Here is a 19,415-nt window from a genome sequence, read left to right as displayed (position 1 = left end):
TCATACCTCCTCAAGTTCCATTTCCTTCAACCAATTTTCAAATGACTCATCAGCGTGATCGTCTTGATTCTGTTGTTGGCTTTGATCCTGCTGTTGTGGATCTGATTGATGGTTTTCCTTGTTCTGTTTGTCGTTCAGCCATTCAGGAGTATGATGTGCCACCTCGATCTTATCGACTGAAATGTTCTGTCCAACTAGTGCATTGCGTAGCTGGTGAAGGTTCGATTCGATCAAGTCCTTTGCATTCGCTGTTGTAGCAAGGATTTTCGCAGCGATTTCCCCGTTCCGTTGTATGATCTGTACATCAAGCGATCCGAGATGTTCCGGGTATAGTTTAATAGTTAGCTGTGTTTGACCATTTGGAAGTGTCATCATCCTTCCCCGGTTCATGATTTTCGTCAAATCCTGTATAAACGAGCTTGTCGATGACTGTTCTTGAGGTGCATGTAAGACAAATTGCTCGACCTTGGTCATCATCGTGTTTGTTGACGTGATCATATTCGAAACAACTTTGGACTCCTGTTTAGGAAGCTTGATTGACTGAGTAACAGGTCCATTTCCATTGGCAGAAGATTCTACCGTTGTTTTAATGAATAAAGGTACGGTACTGCTTGATTTCGGACTAGCTGTCAGTCGGGCTCCGTTCGTTTCTGTTCCCTGTTTAATAGGTTCAGAGGCGACTTTCGTTTGAGCTAACTTCGTTTCCATATCCTTGAACAAGTTGTTTAAATCTACTGAGTTCAGCTGCAGTGATCCTTTTGTTTTCACATCCTTTATGAGAGAACGGAGGAAATCCTGAAGAAGCTGTTCCTTTTGGTTTCCAATTTGCTCAAATTGCTGAGAAGCCCCTGATAATGATTGGTTTTGTCCAGGCAGTAGATGAACACGAGATAAAGACTTTTCATGTCCAAGTGGTTGAAATGGACTTAACGGAAACATCATGATTGCTCCATTTACATCGTTGCTAAGTGGACTATCCATTTCGGATAACATCTTTTGCAGTTGCTTGACCAATTGTTCAAGGCTTAAATCATCTTCAGTTTGTTCATTGAAATCCATTAGGAATTGCTGAAGCATCTCAATAAGTCCATCCCGATTTGGAAGATCTGTTACATTCTCAGAAGCAGTATTTGAGATCACGCTGGCAATCAAAGATTGAAATTTCCCATCAGGAGCTTGTACTTTCTGTAATCCAGTCGTTTGGCTCATCGGATTGGAATTCATCATCAGTGCGATTGCATTCATAGTTTCACCTCCTTTCAATATCTTAAGTGTCAGTTAGTGAGCAGTTTTGTCAGTTCAGCTGCTGTTTTCGGATCCAATTCCGCGAGAACAGTCGCTTGAATATCGGGTTCCAGATTCGTTATGATGAGTGCTGCTTCTCCCCGTTTCATATTTTCAAAGATTGATGCTGCATCTTTCGGAGCCATAGCACCGTATACTTCTGTAATTTTATCGAGGGCTGCATCCTGCTGCTCATTCTCGGCTGTTTTTTCTTGTAACTGATTCTTAAGTAGTTCAATGTCATTTTGTTGCTTTTTAATTTTTGTATCTTTCTCTAATAGTGCAGACTCTGCTTCCTCTACTTTTTCTTGTAAGGCTGTTATCTGCTTTTCCATCGATCGAATCATTTCTTCATTCGAACGGGCTGCTGGCTGGTCTTCCTCTACCCAAGAGGAAACGACAGGGATTGTATCCATATACCCCTTCGCTTTATCGAGTACATTTACACCCATTAACGAAAAACCGATGACAGAAAGCGATGCAGCAAACAAGAACGGGATAACAATAACTAATAAGAACCATAAAGCTTTATTTGATTTTTTCTCCACACGTACTTCACCTAATTTCATGATTGGTATGTCTGATTACAACAAGCTCATCCATGTAGCGGGCTTCTTGTTGTTTTAAATCTTCCCGGTATCGTTCATGTTGCTTCTCTTTGAGCTTTTCGTATTTTTTCACATCGATCGTTTTTTCAAGAAGCCGTCCCTTCGCGTCCTCCATATTATCGCGTGCAATATGCAAACGGTGTTGTAGAGAATGGGCTTCCTTTTCCATGGTGTCGATGTAAAATCCGTAATGCTGAATAGTTCGAACCTGCTCTCCGCCAACTATTCGCTCGGACTGTTGTAGTTGAATCGTTTCTTTTTTCTTCAGCAGTTCATAAAGTGCCATCCCAATCTCTTCAAACTTCTCCTGGTGTTCAGCAAACTCTTTTTGTACCATCTCTTTTTGGTTATGCTTGTAATCAAGAACTTGGTCCATTCGAAATTGAAAAGTCATACGTTTTGCTCTCCTTTTTCCAGAAGCTTAAGTAGTTGCTCCCTTGAATGTGCAAAGTCAACGGGATCATTCGTTGATTGTTTTAGAAAATTCATGAGCTTAGGTTGAAAAGCAATTGCCTCGTCAACCTTTTTTGATGTACCTCGTTTGTAAGCGCCTATTGAAATCAAATCCTCAGACTCTGCATATGTAGCAAGAAGCTCTCTCCCCCGGGATGCATTCTTCAGGTGATCCGAATCTACGATATTCGTCATGATTCTACTTACACTTTTCAAAACATTAATTGATGGAAAATGACCTTTATTCGCAAGTGAACGGTCTAAGACGAAATGTCCATCCAGAATCCCTCTAACTGTATCTGCAATCGGCTCGTTCATATCGTCACCATCTACGAGCACTGTATAAAAAGCTGTGATGCTGCCTGCTTCATTCGTACCGGAACGTTCAAGAAGTTTTGGTAGTAAAGCAAATACGGAAGGTGTATAGCCTTTTGTCGCAGGGGGTTCCCCGACAGCTAATCCGATTTCCCGTTGTGCCATAGCTACACGGGTCACGGAATCCATCATAAGCATCACATTTTTACCTTTATCCCTGAAATACTCTGCTAGTGTCGTTGCCGTAAGAGCTCCTTTAATTCTTAGTAACGCGGGCTGATCTGAGGTTGCTGCAACCACAATTGATTTCTTCAGCCCTTCCTCGCCAAGATCATGTTCGATGAACTCTCTGACTTCACGGCCACGCTCACCAATTAATGCGATAATGTTAATGTCAGCACTGGATTGTCTCGCAAGCATTCCCAACAGTGTACTCTTACCTACACCGCTTCCTGCAAATATCCCTATACGTTGACCTTTCCCAACAGTGAGGAAGCTATCGATTGCACGTACACCACAACTGATCTTGTCTGTAATTCTTGGTCGTTGCATTGGATTCGGCGGTTTGGACTCCGTCAGCCGCGCCTGCAAGCCTAATGGTAATTCCTCACCATCTAATGGTTGACCGACTCCATCCAATACCTTTCCGATTAACGCATTCCCAGCTTTTACTTGTAACGGCTTCCCGGATGCTTCTACCAGACTACCTGGTGAAATTTCTTGGATTGAAGTAAATGGCATCAACAGCACATGTTCATCCCGAAATCCTACAACCTCTGCAGGTATTCGGTGTTGAAGCGTATCACCTGTATGGATGTAGCACACATCGCCAATTGACGTTTTTGGACCTTTCGATTCGATCATCAAACCGACAACACGGTTCACTTTACCGAATCGACGATAGGCATCCATCTTATCTAGTGCGCTCAACAACGGTGCTATGTTCATCCTCTTCACCTACCAGCTCCAGAAGTTTTTCTTTAAGTTGCTTTAATTGACTGTCGATCGAAGCATCGATCTGTCCATACTTCGTTTCGATCAGGCATTGTTCTATCGACATCGATTCATCTGGATAAACCATGATGTCCACATTAAAAACATTTTTCTGTTTTTTTACGATTGAGAGAACATCCTCATATTGTTCAGGAGCAACAAAAAGCTTGACATCCTCTTCACCTTTAACTTGTTTAAGTGCTTCTTTTATATAGTGCTGATAGATTTCATCCATCTGTATAGACGTACCGAGGATTTTTCTCGAAATTTCCAGGCTTAACGATACAAGGTCAGGTTCTGCTTCATTCAACCTCTCACAGTAATGCGCCTTCGCTTTTGAGAGTACGGTTCTGGCTTCTGTGAGCTTGTCATGATAATCCTTTTCAGCTTGGGCAATCCCTGTATTGTAGCCTTCCTTAAACCCTGTCTGCTTGCCTTCCTCTATTGCCTCATTCGTCTGTTGAAGTATAGATTGTTCTTTTTCTGCAAGTTTCTGGTATTGATCATCAGCTTTTTCATTCGCTTCTGCTAGAATTTGTTCAGCCTTTTGTTCCGCTCGGCCAACAATGCTTTCTGCTTCCTCTTTTGCACGAACGAGCGTCGTCTCATGATCGGTTTCTGCATCATTGTCGATCCGCTTTATCGATGTTGATAACTGTTGTAGACCGATTTGGATTGAATTTGATTCGCCTGAAACTGGAAGTTGCTTAATCAGCTTAGACAATGATATCGTCTCCTCCACCTCTGGCAATGACGACTTCTCCAGCTTCCTCTAAACGTCGGATAATTGAAACGATACGGCTTTGCGCCTCTTCCACGTCACGCAATCGTACAGGTCCCATATATTCCATTTCCTCTTTAAAATTCTCGACCATACGTTTCGACATATTTTGGTAAACGATTTCTTTTACCTCTTCACTAGCTGCCTTCAATGCCAGAAGCAGATCTTCATTAGGAATTTCACGGATAACTCGCTGGATTGATCGGTTATCAAGGGTGACGATATCCTCAAATACAAACATACGCTTTTTAATTTCTTCAGCGAGTTCTGGATCCTGAACCTCAAGCGAATCAAGGATTGTTCGCTCAGTACTGCGATCCACACCGTTCAACACTTCTACAACTGCTTCAATTCCACCAGCATGTGTAAAGTCCTGGGTAACAGTCGTCGATAGCTTCTGCTCCAGAATTTGTTCAACTTCAGTAATTACCTCAGGTGACGTACGATCCATCAACGCAATCCTTTTGGCAACATCTGCTTGAACCTCCTGGGGGAGTTCAGATAAAATTTGTGCAGATTGCGCTGAATCAAGGTAAGAAAGTATGAGTGCAATCGTTTGAGGATGTTCGCTTTGTATAAAGTTCAAGATTTGGCCGGGATCTGCTTTTCTGGCAAAATCAAACGGCCTGACCTGCAGCGTTGAGGTTAAGCGGTTGATGATCGTCATCGCATCATTAGAACCGAGTGCCTTCTCCAGAACGGTCTTCGCATACCCGATCCCGCCCTGTGTAATATACTCCTGTGCAAGTGCAATTTGGTGGAACTGTTCGATAATTTCTTCTTTTACACTGGATTCCACTCGTCGGACGTTGGAAATTTCCAACGTTAGCCTCTCCATTTCCTCTTCACTTAAATGCTTATAGATTTGTGCTGCAACATCCGGACCTAACGAGATCAATAAAACCGCTGCTTTTTCTCGACCGGATAATTCACGAATACCTCTGGCCACTGGAATCCCCTCCTAATCCTCTGACAACCAGGACCTTAGTAATTTTGCAAACTCTTCCGGCTGGTCCTTAGCCATTCGCTCTAGCTGATGTTTACGGGTAGATTCTTCAGAGTGCTGTTGCGATTGTAGATCCGGTATGTCTGGCATATCATAATCAACAGTCTCTTGAACCTCTTCATTCCGTGCTTTTCTTTTATTAAAAAGTAAGAACAATAAAACAAGAATAAGAATGAGTAAAGCGCCACCTGCAACATATACCCACATCGGTATCGATTGCTTCGGTTCGGACATTTCAATTTTCCCATTAAATGGTTGAGCTGAGACCACGATCTTCTGATTGATCTCTTCTTCTGTTAATGGTTCTGTTTCGTCTTTTGAAATTGTAGTCCGGACTACACTGTTTAACACCTGTTCTATGTCATCAAGTCTTTCTGCAGGGAGCGAATTCGGCTCTTGCGGATCGGGTGGCTCAACCATTACCTGGATACCTATATCCCGAATATCATAAGGAGCTTCAACAATTTCCTTATGAATGCGATTCACTTCGTTATTGATCCGTTCTTCTATTCGTTCATAATCTCCTGATTGCCCATCTTGTCCCTGATAGGTTGGAATATCCGTTTCACCTGTCCCTGCAACTCCACCCGGTGGCGCATCGGTTCCAGTGTAGGTTTCCCGGATTCGTTCTACACTCACTTGGATCCCTTCCATGCTTTCCGGATCAACTGGTTCAACCAAGTCTAATTGACTTTTTACTTTTGTAAAATCGATATCTGTCGTAACCGATACGACTACTTTTTCCGGACCCATGATCGTACCTAGCATTTTCTGAATGTCCCGTCGTAGATCCTTTTCTATATCTTGCTGAATCGCCCGTTGTTGTTCGTAGGCTGATAAAGTTGAAGAAGATTCATTTGAATTATTTAAATCGAAATAATTAAAATATTGGTCCATGATGACGATATTATCAATAGGCAGGGAAGGAACACTCTTGGAGACAAGGTGATACAATGCCTTCACCTGTTCCTGCTTCAAGTTGTATCCAGGTTGTAAATCCAATACGACTGAAGCTGAAGCCGTTTGCTCCGTATCTGTAACCCATACGTTTTCTTTTGGTAAAGTAATCATTACTTCTGAGTTGTTTATTCCTTCGATACTGTTGATAAGACCAGAGACCGCTGTTTGCATTGCTGCTCTTTCAACTACACCGAATTCTTTATCTGTCATGCCAAATCCATTGTTCTCAGCAAAATATGTGTAATCAATAGAACCGCTCTTCGGTAGTCCTTCGGTTGCGAGATCCACTTTTAAGGAATTGACTTGATCTTTTGGAACATTGATGGCTGTTCCATTGTTTACAATTTCGTAATTGATACCCTTCGATTCAAGACTACTCTTGATTTGCCCTGTCTCCTCCGGGGAAAGCCCGGAATATAAAGGAACATAATTCTGATTTGTAACGATGATCGTTAGAACAGTGATAAATGCGAAAAAACCGATAAAAGAGCCAATGATCCACGTTCTTTGTTTGTTCGATCGGTCCTTCCAATACTGCAATAACTGATTCTTGTAAGACGTGATCTTTTCGTTCATTTTATCCCCCGGTTGTCTTTAGAAAACTTTGCAAAGTCAGACCCTGGCCCTAAAGAATGACCTAAAGGCTCTTCGGCAAGAATCTCCCCCCATAAGGAAGACTAGCCTCTACTTTTTACGCTAAAATGTATTTATGTCTTATAACGTGTTAAAAAAATCTGCTTGATGGTCATAAAGCAACCTGACCTATCGAAAATTATGTACAAACACTGATAAATAGATTTGAGGTTATAGTTACACTTGCATTCTCATAACTTCTTTGTAAGCTTCGATTGCTTTGTTCCTTACCTCAACTGCTGTATGTAACATGATGCTGGCTTTTTCAGCCGCAATCATTACATTATGTAAATTTTCTGCTTTGCCGTTGATTAATCGTTTTGTTGCTGCATCAGAATTCAATTGAGCTTCGTTTACTTGGCTAAGCATGTCTTTAAATGAACTTGTCAGTTCATCACGTGCCTGATTCGGACTTGCCGTTTTGGGCAGGGACAAGATTGTACTGTTTTGTACAGGTTCCATGACTTTTCATCAACTCCTATCTCCCGATTTCTAATGCTTTCATATACATGCCTTTAGCCGCATTCATTACAGTAACATTCGCTTCATAGGACCTAGTTGAACTGACGAGATCGACCATTTCTTTTAATGGGTCCACATTTGGCAAGCGTACATATCCTTGGTCATCCGCGTCAGGGTGCCCTGGCTGATATACAAGCTTAAATGGCTGCTCATCGTCAACAATCCGGGTAGCTTTCACCCCTTGCAAACCTTCAGCTTGTGATGCCTTTTGAAGAACGGAACTAAACCCATTTCCCTTCGGCTCTAAAACTACCATTTTACGTTGATAGGGCTGCCATTCACCGTCTACTATTCGCGCTCGTGTAGTGTCTGCATTTGCTATGTTCGACGCAGCTACGTCCATCCGTAAGCGTTGTGTAGTCAGTGCTGAACCAGAAATATGTATTGCATTAAATAAGCCCATCTATCTCCCCCCTTTTACGACCATTTTTATCGAGTTCATTTTCCCATTCATTCTTTGAATTAATGCCTGATAATATAGCTGGTTTTCTGCTAGACTACTCATTTCCTTGTCCACATCTACATTGTTACCATTGTGTAAAAAAGATGTGTCGTTATTTGTGCGAATGGTATACGAACGATTTGCTGATGCTTCCGTTGTAAATGGTATATGCTTTGGATCTGTCTTATGCGCCTGCAAGGAATGGTCAAACTGTGTGCGGAATTCTACTGATTTCGATTTATAATTGGGTGTATCAACGTTTGCTATATTTTGTGCAACGGTTTTGTGTTTCACTGCGCTGTAGTTTAATGCCTGTTCTAATTGTCGATAAATGTTAGAGGTTAGCACATCGTCCCTCCTTATAGTAAATTTTCCTCAAAATCCAACAATTTCTAAGTAGTATTTTATAGAAATAACCTAATGATGTCTATGTATTTTCAAATATTTCGATGTTTTTCGATATAAAGCCCCAAATTACCCACAGGACTTTTGACTCATTGCCCAAAATCGATCCTTCTGTACTACTAATTTCCTCAAAATATGTAGAAAATTCTCTTTTTATAGTATAATACTAATATTTTTGACATAATTTGTTTAATAATGGGGCGTTGCAATCAATACTTAAAAAGCACTTCCTGGAAAAACGTGAACCTGAAAGTGCTCTGGCAACCTGAATAACCTTCTTGCTCTAAATCTTTTTTTACAAGCGAAGCGGGCGGGTCGGTGTGGTACGAAGAGCGCCATGTTTACATGGAAGCGATAAGGACCACCACCGCACCAGCAAAAGGGGAGCAAGAAGTGCAAAACAAAACAATAAAAAAAGAGCTGACCCGAAAAAGGTCAGCTCTACTATATAACTAATTTACATTGCCTTCAGTTTCGATAACTCATGCAAAAACTTATCGTTCAATACCTTAATGTACGTTCCTTTCATACCGAGAGAACGAGACTCGATTACACCTGCACTCTCAAGCTTACGGAGCGCATTCACGATAACCGAACGAGTAATTCCCACTCGGTCCGCAATCTTACTTGCAACGAGAAGACCCTCATTACCGTCAAGCTCCTCAAAAATGTGCTCAATCGCCTCTAGCTCACTATATGATAATGAGCTGATCGCCATCTGTACAACCGCTTTATTACGCGCTTCTTCTTCAATTTCCTCGGTTTTCTCCCTAAGAATCTCAGTACCTACAACTGTTGCACCATATTCCGCAAGAATCAAATCATCATCTTCGAAGGATTCATTCAATCTTGATAAAATCAATGTGCCAAGACGCTCACCTGCACCTACGATCGGAACAATTGTTGTAAGACCTTTATCAAACAAGTCCCTGTTTTCAACTGGAAAAGCGGTATACTCACTTTGAATGTCCAAATTCGACGATGTTTCATTTATGTTAAACAGGTTCTTCGTGTAATCCGTTGGGAATTGGCGATCTACGAGCATTTGCTTCATGCGCTCGTTCTCGATTTCTTGTATGAGAGAAAAACCTAACAGCTTTCCGCGTCGACTTACTACGAAAATATTCGCTTCGATCACATCGCGTAGTGTTTCTCCCATTTCCTTAAAGTTTACCGGTTTACCACCAGATTCTTGTAATAATGCATTAATCCTTCTTGTTTTTTCTAATAATTTCATTTCGAACTCCTCCTAATAATTTGTGTTCAAAAAGTAGACGAATCAGAAACAAGAAGTTCGAGGCGCGACAGCTTTGAGGACCGGAGCGTATGATATTAATACGTGAGGACCGGAAAAGCCGAGCAACGAAGAAATTCGCCGTTTATCAGTCGGATACTTTTTGAACTTCCATAAATAATTATAAAATGTACTGACTCAAATCACGATCATTTGCAATATTTCCTAGCTTTTCATCTACATATTCCGGAGTGATTGTTATCGATTCCAGATTAATATCCGGTGCTTCAAATGAGAGATCTTCCAATAAGCGTTCAAGGATTGTATGGAGTCTCCGAGCTCCGATATTGTCAGTGTGTTCATTCACTTCTGTTGCAATCTTCGCAATTCTATAAATAGCATCGTCAGAAAATTCTATGTTTATACCTTCCGTTTTCAATAATGCTACATATTGTTTCGTGAGCGCATTATCCGGTTCGACCAGTATGGAAACAAAATCGTCAACGGTCAAACTGGATAGCTCTACCCGGATTGGAAAGCGTCCTTGAAGCTCAGGGATAAGATCGGATGGTTTTGCGATATGAAAAGCACCGGCGGCAACGAACAGAATATGATCTGTTTTGACTGGACCATATTTTGTAACAACTGTCGAACCTTCCACGATGGGGAGTATATCACGCTGTACCCCTTCCCTGGAAACATCCGCCGATTGATTCCCTTTACCGGCAATCTTATCGATCTCATCTACAAAGATCATTCCCGTTTGTTCAGCTTTTGTAACCGCTTCTTGACTGACCTCATCCATATCGATCAATTTATGTGCTTCCTCATGGGTGAGTACTTTCCTGGCTTCCTGAACGGTCAGCTTCCTTTTTTTCTTTTTCTTTGGCATGAGGTTTCCCAGCATATCCTGCATGTTCATACCCATTTGTTCTAAACCGGCACCTTGAAACATATCCATCATACCCTGTTGCTGCTCTTCCACTTCGACAGTGACATATCGGTCCTCAAGCTCACCGAGGGCAAGCTGGTGAGCAATTTGTTTTCGCTTAGTGGCAACCTGCTGTTCTTCAGATTGACTGCTTTCCGTTGGATCCGATTCTTGCTGGTTTCCAAATAACATTTCCAATGGGTTTTTATAATTGGACTGTTGTGATTTTTTCGAAGGGACAAGTAGTTCAACAAGCCGTTTGTTTGCATTTTGTTCAGCGCGGTCCTTTACTTGTGCCATCTTCTCTTCTTTAACAAGTCGAATGGACGTTTCAACTAAATCACGAACCATTGATTCAACATCGCGACCAACGTATCCGACTTCAGTGAATTTGGTGGCTTCAACCTTAATAAAAGGTGCCCCGACAACCTTGGCAAGTCTTCTCGCAATCTCAGTCTTACCGACACCGGTAGGGCCGATCATCAGGATGTTCTTCGGGACGACTTCATCACGGATAGACTCATCGATCAAGCCTCTTCGGTAACGATTACGCAGGGCGATTGCAACAGCTTTCTTCGCATTTTTTTGTCCGACGATATATTGATCAAGTCGTTCAACAATTTGTCTAGGTGTCAGATTCGTGTTCATATGTCAAACTCCCCCATTCTCACGTTAATTGTTCCACAATTATTTGATCATTCGTATAAACACATATGTCAGCAGCAATTTCCAATGCGCTTTTCGCGATGTCCTCTGCAGATAGATGTTCCCCATGGTGTTTTAGCGCTCTGCCGGCGGCAAGGGCGTAATTTCCACCAGAACCAATTGCAAGGATTCCATCATCCGGCTCAATCACCTCGCCAGTACCTGAAACTAATAAAAGTGTTTCTTTGTTCATCACGATCAACATAGCTTCAAGCTTACGAAGCATTTTATCACCACGCCACTCTTTTGCGAGTTCAACCGCGGAACGTTGCAGATTTCCATTATATTCTTCGAGCTTGGCTTCGAATTTTTCAAATAACGTGAATGCATCTGCTACTGAACCAGCAAAACCAGCGAGCACGTGACCGTTATAAAGCTTTCGTACCTTACGTGCTGTATGTTTCATTACCACAGCGTTACCAAATGTCACTTGGCCGTCACCAGCCATTGCGTATCCACCATTATGATGAACAGCGAAAATCGTTGTTGCATGAAATGAACTCAACTCATTACCCTCCTTCTGCATTTCCTATGCTCGGGGATGATACGTTTTATACAAGTGTTGTAAACGGTCTTTCGTTACGTGTGTATAGACTTGGGTTGCCGTCAGATTGGAGTGACCTAATAACTCCTGGACAGCTCTAAGGTCGGCTCCTTCATTCAATAGATGTGTTGCAAACGTATGTCGTAGCATGTGCGGAGTTATATGCATCGTGAGGGATGTTTTCTTAATCAACTCCCGCAGCACCTTCCGAACACCACTTTGAGCAAGTGGCTCACCTCTGTAATTCACAAATATCATGTCATGCTGTTTTGACTTCATCAAGGATGGGCGACCGTCCGCAAGATAACGTTCCAAAGCTTCAATTGCATAGCTTCCGATCGGCACATATCGTTCTTTCCGTCCCTTTCCTTTTACAAGAATGGTTTCAATTCCCATATCAACATCCTTAAGCGACAGCTGACAGCATTCACTTACACGAATTCCTGTACCGTAAAACAGTTCGAGCAAGGCCTGATTTCTCTGACCTAGGGGCTTCGTCATGTCTGAAACTTTAAACAACTCCTCAAGTTCTTCTTTATAAAAGAATTTGGGGAGACGATGGCTTTTCTTTGGAAGAGATGCCATAGAAAAAGGATTCTGTTTGACACGATCCTCACGCAAAAGAAAACGATACAAACTCCGTAATGAAGAAACTTTCCTTGCGACACTTCTCCGTGCATACTGCTTTTCATGGAGAAGTGTAAGATAGTGTCGAACGTGAACATAAGAAACAGCAGCAAATAGGTTAATCCCTTGCTGCTTCATAAAGAGTACAAAATCATCGATGTCATTCCGGTAATTAATAATTGTGTGTTGTGAGCTGTTCTTTTCAATCTGTAAGTATTCAATGAAAAGGTGCACGTCTTCGTTCATATAAGATCAACTTCCTATTGTCTGAATAGTGTTACAATTACCATAAAGACCCCTAAATCGTAACACAACTTAGAGGCCTTGACAATATAAGTTCACAAATTTGTTATAAAATTCTGAATTGTTCCCAGTGCCCTGGAAGCAATCATTTCATTCCGTTCCTTCTTATTCTTGATTCTTTGCTCCAATGGAGGAAATAACCCAAAATTCGCGTTCATCGGTTGAAAGTTTTTCGGGTTTGCCGTTGTAATATATTCAGCCATACTACCAAGGGCGGTTTCAATAGGAAAAACTACAAGTTCCTTCCCTTCAACAAGTCGGGCTGCATTGATTCCAGCAATCAATCCAGATGCAGCACTTTCTACATAGCCTTCTACACCCGTCATTTGTCCTGCAAAGAAAAGGTCATCACGATCTCTGTATTGATATGTCGGTTTCAATAGCTTCGGAGAATTAATGAATGTGTTCCGATGCATGACCCCGTATCGAACGACCTCCGCATTCTCTAATCCAGGAATTAGACGGATAACTTCTTTTTGGGGACCCCACTTCATATGGGTTTGAAATCCAACGATATTGTATAATGTCCCAGATTTATTATCTTGTCTGAGCTGAACCACAGCGTATGGTTTTTTTCCTGTCTTTGGATCCTCTAGACCCACAGGCTTCATCGGTCCGAAAAGCATTGTCTTCTTACCTCGCATTGCCATTACTTCAATCGGCATACAGCCTTCAAAGAAAATCTCTTTCTCGAATTCTTTTAAAGGAACCGTTTCTGCAGAGATGACCGCTTCATAAAACCGGTCGAACTCCTCTTCTGTCATCGGACAATTAAGGTATGCAGCTTCCCCTTTATCATAGCGTGATTTCAAGTACACCCTGTCTCGATCGATACTATCGACTTCAAGAATCGGTGCTGCTGCATCATAAAAATACAAATAATCTTCCCCAGTTAACGATTGAAGTGCATTTGAAAGCTGTTTCGAAGTTAAGGGACCGGTTGAGATAATCGTAGGTCCTTCCGGGATCTCCGTCATTTCTTCTCCATGGACGGTAACATTCGGATGTCCTTTAACTCGTTCGGTTACTTTTGCTGCAAACTCATGACGATCTACTGCAAGTGCTCCACCGGCAGGAACTGAACAGTCGTCCGCACTTTGAATAATGACAGAATCCAGTTGTCTCATTTCCTCTTTTAAAACACCAACTGCATTCGATAATGCATTGGAACGAAGAGAATTACTGCAAACAAGCTCCGCAAATTTATCCGTATGATGTGCCGGGGTTTGCGTTTTTGGACGCATCTCGTAAAGATGAACGTGGATGCCACGTTTGGCAAGCTGCCATGCAGCCTCACTACCCGCGAGGCCTGCGCCTATTACATTTACTGCTTGTAAAGTCAAAATTCATCACCCTAGTTTTGTTTCTCTTTGTAGTCACATTTTGTACATTGAACAGTTGTGCCTTTTTTTGATTTCTTTTCAACGAGCAAGCTTTCACATTTCGGACACGGACGACTGATCGGTTTATCCCACGATACAAAATCGCAATTTGGGTAACGATTGCATCCGTAAAAAATCCGACGTTTTTTACTTTTCCGCTCGACAATGCTGCCTTTATGGCAATTCGGGCATTCAACTCCGATTTCCTTGACAATTGGTTTTGTGTTTCGACAATCAGGAAAATTGGAACATGCCATAAACTTACCGTAACGACCCATTTTATAAACCATTCCACTGCCGCATTTTTCACAATCCTCACCGGCAGGTTCATCTTGAATTTCAACTTCTTTCATTTCTTCTTCTGCAATCTTTAACTTTTTCTCAAAGCTTTGGTAAAACTCATCAATGATTTTTTCCCATTCAGCAGTTCCTTCTTCAATATGATCAAGGCTCGTTTCCATCTCGGCCGTAAATTCAACATTAATCACTTCAGGGAAAAACTCCAGTATCAGGTTAAGAACGATTTCACCTAATTCCGTAGGAACGAATTTCCTTGAATCCAATGCAACATAACCACGCTTTTGGATCGTATCTAGAGTCGGTGCATACGTTGAAGGCCGACCAATACCGAGCTCCTCCATCGTTTTTACAAGTCTTGCTTCCGTGTAACGAGGCGGCGGTTGTGTAAAGTGTTGACTTGGCTCGATATTTTCCGTTTTCACATTTGAGCCTTCCTTCAAGTCAGGTAGAACCTTGTCTTCCTCTGCCTTGTTATCATCGTTTCCTTCCACATATACCTTCATAAATCCAGGGAATTTCACCTTTGAACCATTCGCACGGAAACGAACACCATTATTATCAAGGTTGACTGCCATAGTATCCATAACTGCAGGTGCCATTTGGCTCGCAACAAATCGTTCCCAAATTAATTTATATAACCGTAATTGGTCGCGACTCAAAAATTGTTTCATTATTTTTGGATCCCGTAGTGTTGATGTAGGACGAACTGCTTCGTGAGCATCCTGTGTCTTGTTTGATTTTTTTCCTTGTGCTCTAGGATTGGCAAATTGTTTTCCAAAACTGTTCTGGATGTATTCTTTTGCTTCAGTTTTTGCAACGTCGGAAATCCGTGTGGAATCGGTTCTCATGTATGTAATCAAACCGACTGTTCCTTCTTTTCCAATATCAATTCCTTCATATAATTGTTGAGCAAGCATCATCGTTTTCTTTGCACGGAAGTTCAATTTTCTTGCGGCTTCCTGTTGAAGGGAAGATGTCGTAAACGGAGCAGCTGGGTTACGTTTACGTTCTTTCTTCTGAACCGATGTTACTTCAAACGTGTCACCTTTTATATGCTTCAGAACTTCTTTTACATCTTCTTCCTGATTCAAGTCTACCTTCTTACCATTCAATTCGAAAAAGGAAGCTTCAAATGTTTCTCCACTTTTATTAAATAACGCTTTGATTTTCCAGTATTCCTCTGGTTTGAAATTTTGAATTTCTTTTTCACGTTCAACAATCATTCTTAATGCAACAGATTGAACACGCCCCGCACTAAGTCCCTTTTTAACCTTTTTCCAAAGTAATGGACTAATGTTATATCCGACAAGTCGGTCTAACACCCGTCTTGCTTGTTGGGCATCAACTAAATCCATATTGATGGCTCTTGGTCTTTTAAAGGAATCTTTGATTGCTTGCTTTGTAATTTCATTGAACACGACACGACATTCAGAGCGGTCATCAATATCAAGACTATGTGCTAGATGCCATGCGATAGCTTCACCTTCACGATCGGGGTCAGCCGCGAGATAAATTTTCTTTACCTTTTTTGCAGCTGCTTTCAAATCCTTAAGTACCGGACCTTTTCCTCGAATCGTAATATATTTAGGTTCATAATAATTGCTAACATCAACGCCCATTTGACTTCTGGGCAGGTCACGAACATGTCCCATTGAAGCTCGTACGATATACTTTTTACCGAGATACTTCTCAATCGTCTTTGCTTTGGCGGGAGATTCTACTATTACTAGATAATCAGCCATAATGTCTATTTGTCTCCCCCTTTTCAGAATTTTAAAATCTTCCCTATTATTGAATATTGTATATCCGTTTGTCAAACATAAGCTGTAATATTCATCAGTTCCTCCAGAATATCCTCTACACTAGTTGTTAATTTCGCCCCCTGTTGGATGAGGCGATTAGTCCCGCCAGCACGGGGTTCCATAATCGAACCAGGGACGGCAAAAACTTCTCTCCCCTGTTGAAGGGCTTGATCACCAGTTATGAGTGATCCGCTCTTTTCTCGCGCTTCTATTATTAAGGTTCCCCTTGAAAGACCACTGATAATCCTATTTCTCATCGGAAATTGCCATTTAGAAGGCTTTGTGTCAGGAGGATACTCACTTAGGAGTAAATGATTTTCTCCGATAATGGAAGCAATCGAGGCATGCTCCGCGGGATAAATGTGATAAAATCCACTTCCTAAAACAGCTATTGTCTTTCCACCAGACGTAAGTGCTAACTTATGTGCGTGTATATCGATTCCATACGCTAACCCACTGACGATCGTCCATTTTTGAACCACGAGCGGTTCAACGATCTTCCGTAAACTTTTCAACCCATTTTCAGAAGGGTCTCTTGTCCCAACGACGCTTAAACGTTTTTCAGACTGAAGTACATCCAGGTTCCCTTTTATGTATAGTACAAACGGTGGATCGTAAATTTCCCTTAACACCTCAGGGTATTCATCGTCCAATATTGTAATGATTTGTATGTCTTGCTGTGCGTATGTATGATATTTCTTTTGAAATTTTGATTGTTTTTCTTGATCGTATATTTCCTGAACAACATACGGGCTTAAATTGAATCGTTGCTGTAGTTCAACAGATGATCGATTAAAGAAGCTTTTTAATGTAATATCCTCTGCAAGCATTTTTGAAAGTATTTTTCTACCAATACCACGGCTTTGAGACAGATAGATTAAACGATCCTTCGGTTGATTCAACAACAATCGATTCCCCCTGCTTTCTTTTTTTAAAAAATATGTGTTCAATTTGGACTTCGCAATAAAGGAGACTGACCCTATCACAAGGTGTCAGACACCCCCGACACAACGAATAACATAGTTACTAACGCTGACTAGTACGGAGGGATCCAGACCCTGCAGAGTCAGTCCCAAGAAGTTTAGGATTTATGTGTTTTACACCGTTCTAATAAGTTTTGTTCCTTTAATACTGAAATAAGCGTTTCACCCATCACGGAAGGGGTATCTGCTACTTTAATTCCACATGCATTCATCGTTTTGATCTTTTCAGCGGCAGTTCCTTTGCCTCCGGAAATGATTGCGCCAGCATGTCCCATACGCTTTCCAGGAGGTGCAGTTTGTCCACCGATGAATCCAACGACCGGTTTGTTCATGTTTGCTTTAATCCATTCAGCAGCCTCTTCTTCAGCTGTTCCACCTATTTCACCAATCATGATTACCGCATACGTATCTTCATCTTCATTGAATGCTTTCAGTGTGTCGATAAAATCAGTACCATTGACTGGGTCTCCACCGATTCCAACTGCTGTCGATTGCCCAATCCCTTCTTGTGAAAGCTGATGTACAGCTTCATACGTAAGCGTTCCAGAACGTGAAACAACTCCGACATGGCCTTTTGTATGAATGTAACCAGGCATGATACCGATCTTACATTCTTCAGGTGTGATTACTCCGGGACAGTTTGGACCGACCAAACGTGTCTTCTTACCTTCCATGTATCGCTTAACCTTAACCATATCCAGAACTGGAATATGCTCAGTGATACAGATCGCTAGATCCAAGTCAGCGTCCACTGCTTCCATGATTGCATCCGCAGCAAATGGTGCAGGAACATAGATAACCGATGCATTTGCGCCTGTTTGTTCTACTGCTTCTTGTACGGTATTAAAAACAGGAACTCCTTCGACTTCCGTTCCACCTTTACCAGGAGTGACACCCCCGACAATTTTTGTTCCGTACTCTAGCATTTGCTTTGTATGGAAAAGGGCAGTGGAACCTGTAATCCCCTGTACGATCACTTTTGTATCTTTATTGACAAATACGCTCATCGTTAATTCCCCACCTTCCTACTTTACTAGTGATACAATTTTTTCCGCACCGTCAGCCATCGATTCAGCCGCGGTTATGTTTAATCCAGATTCATTCAACAGCTTTTTACCAAGCTCTACGTTAGTTCCTTCAAGACGAACAACAAGCGGTAGTTCTAATCCGACCTGCTTCGTTGCTTCGATGACACCCTCAGCGATGATGTCACATTTCATAATTCCGCCGAAAATATTAACGAAGATCCCTTTAACATTTTTATCAGATAAAATGATTTTAAATGCTTCCGTTACCTTTTCAGCAGTTGCACCGCCCCCAACGTCGAGGAAGTTTGCGGGGTCCCCGCCATAGTATTTGATGATATCCATCGTTGCCATCGCAAGTCCAGCACCGTTAACCATACAGCCGATGTTCCCATCTAATGAGATATAGCTAAGGTCATACTGCGATGCTTCGATTTCCTTTGGATCCTCTTCTTCGAGGTCACGATATTCAAGAATATCCTTGTGACGATAAAGGGCATTAGAATCAAAATTCAATTTCGCATCAAGAGCCATCACATTTCCGTCGCCAGTAACTACGAGCGGGTTGATTTCAGCAATTGAGCAATCCTTTTCAACAAAAGCAGTATATAAGCCCATCATGAACTTGACCGCTTTGTTTACAAGCTCTTTCGGGATGTTGATGCCGAACGCTAAACGACGAGCTTGGTATGGACTAAGACCTACTACTGGATCGATGACCTCCTTGAAAATTTTCTCAGGAGTCTCTTCAGCTACTTCTTCAATCTCAGTACCACCTTCTTCTGATGCCATCATAACAATGCGAGAGGTCGCACGGTCCATGACAAGGCCAACATAATATTCTTTTTTAATATCGCAGCCTTCTTCGATAAGTAAACGCTTAACTTCCTTACCTTCAGGACCTGTTTGGTGGGTTACGAGTGTTTTGCCTAAAATCTCTTCTGCATATGTACGTACTTCATCAAGATTTTTTGCAACCTTAACACCGCCAGCTTTCCCACGTCCACCAGCGTGAATTTGAGCTTTGACTACATTAATTTCAGTTCCAAGTTCTCTTGCTGCTGCAACTGCATCATCTACAGAAAACGCAACTTTTCCATTAGGAACTGAAACTCCATACTTTCTCAAGATTTCTTTTCCTTGATACTCGTGGATATTCATTCTCCATCCTCCTATC

At 41.8% G+C, this 19,415-nt stretch carries 19 protein-coding genes; all 19 read right to left on the bottom strand.

Translation table 11 applies throughout. From position 1 onward, the window contains the following. Positions 1-1,245 (bottom strand): flagellar hook-length control protein FliK, encoded by a 1,245-nt coding sequence (locus tag MOJ78_RS09860; RefSeq protein ID WP_304981009.1) that lies wholly within the window; start codon positions 1,243-1,245, stop codon positions 1-3. A gap of 29 nt (positions 1,246-1,274) precedes the next feature. After that, positions 1,275-1,832: a MotE family protein gene (locus MOJ78_RS09855; RefSeq protein ID WP_304981008.1), complete on the bottom strand. Its 558-nt coding sequence runs from the start codon at positions 1,830-1,832 to the stop codon at positions 1,275-1,277. A 7-nt stretch (positions 1,833-1,839) separates the two neighbouring features. Further along, on the bottom strand, positions 1,840-2,286 hold the full coding sequence (gene fliJ, locus MOJ78_RS09850) for a flagellar export protein FliJ (RefSeq protein ID WP_304981007.1): 447 nt from the start codon (positions 2,284-2,286) through the stop codon (positions 1,840-1,842). Next, positions 2,283-3,608, bottom strand: coding sequence for a flagellar protein export ATPase FliI (gene fliI, locus MOJ78_RS09845; protein WP_304981006.1), 1,326 nt, complete (start codon positions 3,606-3,608; stop codon positions 2,283-2,285). The genes fliJ and fliI overlap by 4 nt, the downstream gene beginning before the upstream one ends. Continuing rightward, positions 3,574-4,377 (bottom strand): flagellar assembly protein FliH, encoded by an 804-nt coding sequence (gene fliH / locus MOJ78_RS09840; RefSeq protein WP_304981005.1) that lies wholly within the window; start codon positions 4,375-4,377, stop codon positions 3,574-3,576. Before fliH ends, fliI begins: the two co-directional genes overlap by 35 nt. Then, complete coding sequence (gene fliG / locus MOJ78_RS09835) at positions 4,370-5,383, bottom strand: flagellar motor switch protein FliG (RefSeq protein WP_304981004.1); 1,014 nt, start codon at positions 5,381-5,383, stop codon at positions 4,370-4,372. Before fliG ends, fliH begins: the two co-directional genes overlap by 8 nt. A gap of 12 nt (positions 5,384-5,395) precedes the next feature. Next, entirely contained in the window at positions 5,396-6,976 is a 1,581-nt protein-coding gene (fliF, locus tag MOJ78_RS09830; RefSeq protein ID WP_304981003.1) for a flagellar basal-body MS-ring/collar protein FliF, read from the bottom strand. 234 nt (positions 6,977-7,210) lie between these two features. Beyond that, a complete protein-coding gene (gene fliE / locus MOJ78_RS09825; RefSeq protein ID WP_304981002.1) occupies positions 7,211-7,495 on the bottom strand; it encodes a flagellar hook-basal body complex protein FliE in 285 nt (94 codons plus the stop codon). Between the two features lie 16 nt (positions 7,496-7,511). Beyond that, complete coding sequence (flgC, locus tag MOJ78_RS09820) at positions 7,512-7,958, bottom strand: flagellar basal body rod protein FlgC (protein ID WP_304981001.1); 447 nt, start codon at positions 7,956-7,958, stop codon at positions 7,512-7,514. Beyond that, positions 7,959-8,345: a flagellar basal body rod protein FlgB gene (gene flgB / locus MOJ78_RS09815; protein WP_304981000.1), complete on the bottom strand. Its 387-nt coding sequence runs from the start codon at positions 8,343-8,345 to the stop codon at positions 7,959-7,961. Positions 8,346-8,859: 514 nt separating this feature from the next. Beyond that, positions 8,860-9,639, bottom strand: coding sequence for a GTP-sensing pleiotropic transcriptional regulator CodY (codY, locus tag MOJ78_RS09810; RefSeq protein ID WP_304980999.1), 780 nt, complete (start codon positions 9,637-9,639; stop codon positions 8,860-8,862). 178 nt (positions 9,640-9,817) lie between these two features. Then, entirely contained in the window at positions 9,818-11,215 is a 1,398-nt protein-coding gene (gene hslU / locus MOJ78_RS09805) for an ATP-dependent protease ATPase subunit HslU (protein ID WP_304980998.1), read from the bottom strand. A gap of 19 nt (positions 11,216-11,234) precedes the next feature. Beyond that, positions 11,235-11,777: an ATP-dependent protease subunit HslV gene (gene hslV, locus MOJ78_RS09800; protein WP_304980997.1), complete on the bottom strand. Its 543-nt coding sequence runs from the start codon at positions 11,775-11,777 to the stop codon at positions 11,235-11,237. Between the two features lie 24 nt (positions 11,778-11,801). Continuing rightward, entirely contained in the window at positions 11,802-12,689 is an 888-nt protein-coding gene (xerC, locus tag MOJ78_RS09795; RefSeq protein ID WP_304980996.1) for a tyrosine recombinase XerC, read from the bottom strand. 92 nt (positions 12,690-12,781) lie between these two features. After that, positions 12,782-14,089 (bottom strand): FADH(2)-oxidizing methylenetetrahydrofolate--tRNA-(uracil(54)-C(5))-methyltransferase TrmFO, encoded by a 1,308-nt coding sequence (trmFO, locus tag MOJ78_RS09790; RefSeq protein WP_304980995.1) that lies wholly within the window; start codon positions 14,087-14,089, stop codon positions 12,782-12,784. A gap of 11 nt (positions 14,090-14,100) precedes the next feature. Further along, positions 14,101-16,170, bottom strand: a complete 2,070-nt coding sequence (gene topA / locus MOJ78_RS09785; protein WP_304980994.1) for a type I DNA topoisomerase — start codon at positions 16,168-16,170, stop codon at positions 14,101-14,103. Positions 16,171-16,241: 71 nt separating this feature from the next. Next, complete coding sequence (dprA, locus tag MOJ78_RS09780) at positions 16,242-17,138, bottom strand: DNA-processing protein DprA (protein WP_304980993.1); 897 nt, start codon at positions 17,136-17,138, stop codon at positions 16,242-16,244. A 173-nt stretch (positions 17,139-17,311) separates the two neighbouring features. Beyond that, positions 17,312-18,220 (bottom strand): succinate--CoA ligase subunit alpha, encoded by a 909-nt coding sequence (gene sucD, locus MOJ78_RS09775; protein ID WP_304980992.1) that lies wholly within the window; start codon positions 18,218-18,220, stop codon positions 17,312-17,314. A gap of 18 nt (positions 18,221-18,238) precedes the next feature. Further along, positions 18,239-19,399, bottom strand: coding sequence for an ADP-forming succinate--CoA ligase subunit beta (gene sucC / locus MOJ78_RS09770; RefSeq protein WP_304980991.1), 1,161 nt, complete (start codon positions 19,397-19,399; stop codon positions 18,239-18,241). Positions 19,400-19,415 lie beyond the last annotated feature (16 nt).

It is taken from the genome of Alkalihalobacillus sp. AL-G, assembly GCF_030643805.1.
Taxonomy (GTDB): domain Bacteria; phylum Bacillota; class Bacilli; order Bacillales; family Fictibacillaceae; genus Pseudalkalibacillus.
This window is presented reverse-complemented; position numbering and strand designations above follow the sequence as displayed.

What these genes read in the sequence shown, in the direction of transcription:
- MOJ78_RS09860 (WP_304981009.1), bottom strand. Translation starts at nt 1,245, where the DNA reads ATGAATGCAATCGCACTGATGATGAATTCCAATCCGATGAGCCAAACG.
- fliJ (WP_304981007.1), bottom strand. Translation starts at nt 2,286, where the DNA reads ATGACTTTTCAATTTCGAATGGACCAAGTTCTTGATTACAAGCATAAC.
- fliI (WP_304981006.1), bottom strand. Translation starts at nt 3,608, where the DNA reads ATGAACATAGCACCGTTGTTGAGCGCACTAGATAAGATGGATGCCTAT.
- fliF (WP_304981003.1), bottom strand. Translation starts at nt 6,976, where the DNA reads ATGAACGAAAAGATCACGTCTTACAAGAATCAGTTATTGCAGTATTGG.
- fliE (WP_304981002.1), bottom strand. Translation starts at nt 7,495, where the DNA reads ATGGAACCTGTACAAAACAGTACAATCTTGTCCCTGCCCAAAACGGCA.
- flgC (WP_304981001.1), bottom strand. Translation starts at nt 7,958, where the DNA reads ATGGGCTTATTTAATGCAATACATATTTCTGGTTCAGCACTGACTACA.
- codY (WP_304980999.1), bottom strand. Translation starts at nt 9,639, where the DNA reads ATGAAATTATTAGAAAAAACAAGAAGGATTAATGCATTATTACAAGAA.
- hslU (WP_304980998.1), bottom strand. Translation starts at nt 11,215, where the DNA reads ATGAACACGAATCTGACACCTAGACAAATTGTTGAACGACTTGATCAA.
- xerC (WP_304980996.1), bottom strand. Translation starts at nt 12,689, where the DNA reads ATGAACGAAGACGTGCACCTTTTCATTGAATACTTACAGATTGAAAAG.
- topA (WP_304980994.1), bottom strand. Translation starts at nt 16,170, where the DNA reads ATGGCTGATTATCTAGTAATAGTAGAATCTCCCGCCAAAGCAAAGACG.
- sucD (WP_304980992.1), bottom strand. Translation starts at nt 18,220, where the DNA reads ATGAGCGTATTTGTCAATAAAGATACAAAAGTGATCGTACAGGGGATT.
- sucC (WP_304980991.1), bottom strand. Translation starts at nt 19,399, where the DNA reads ATGAATATCCACGAGTATCAAGGAAAAGAAATCTTGAGAAAGTATGGA.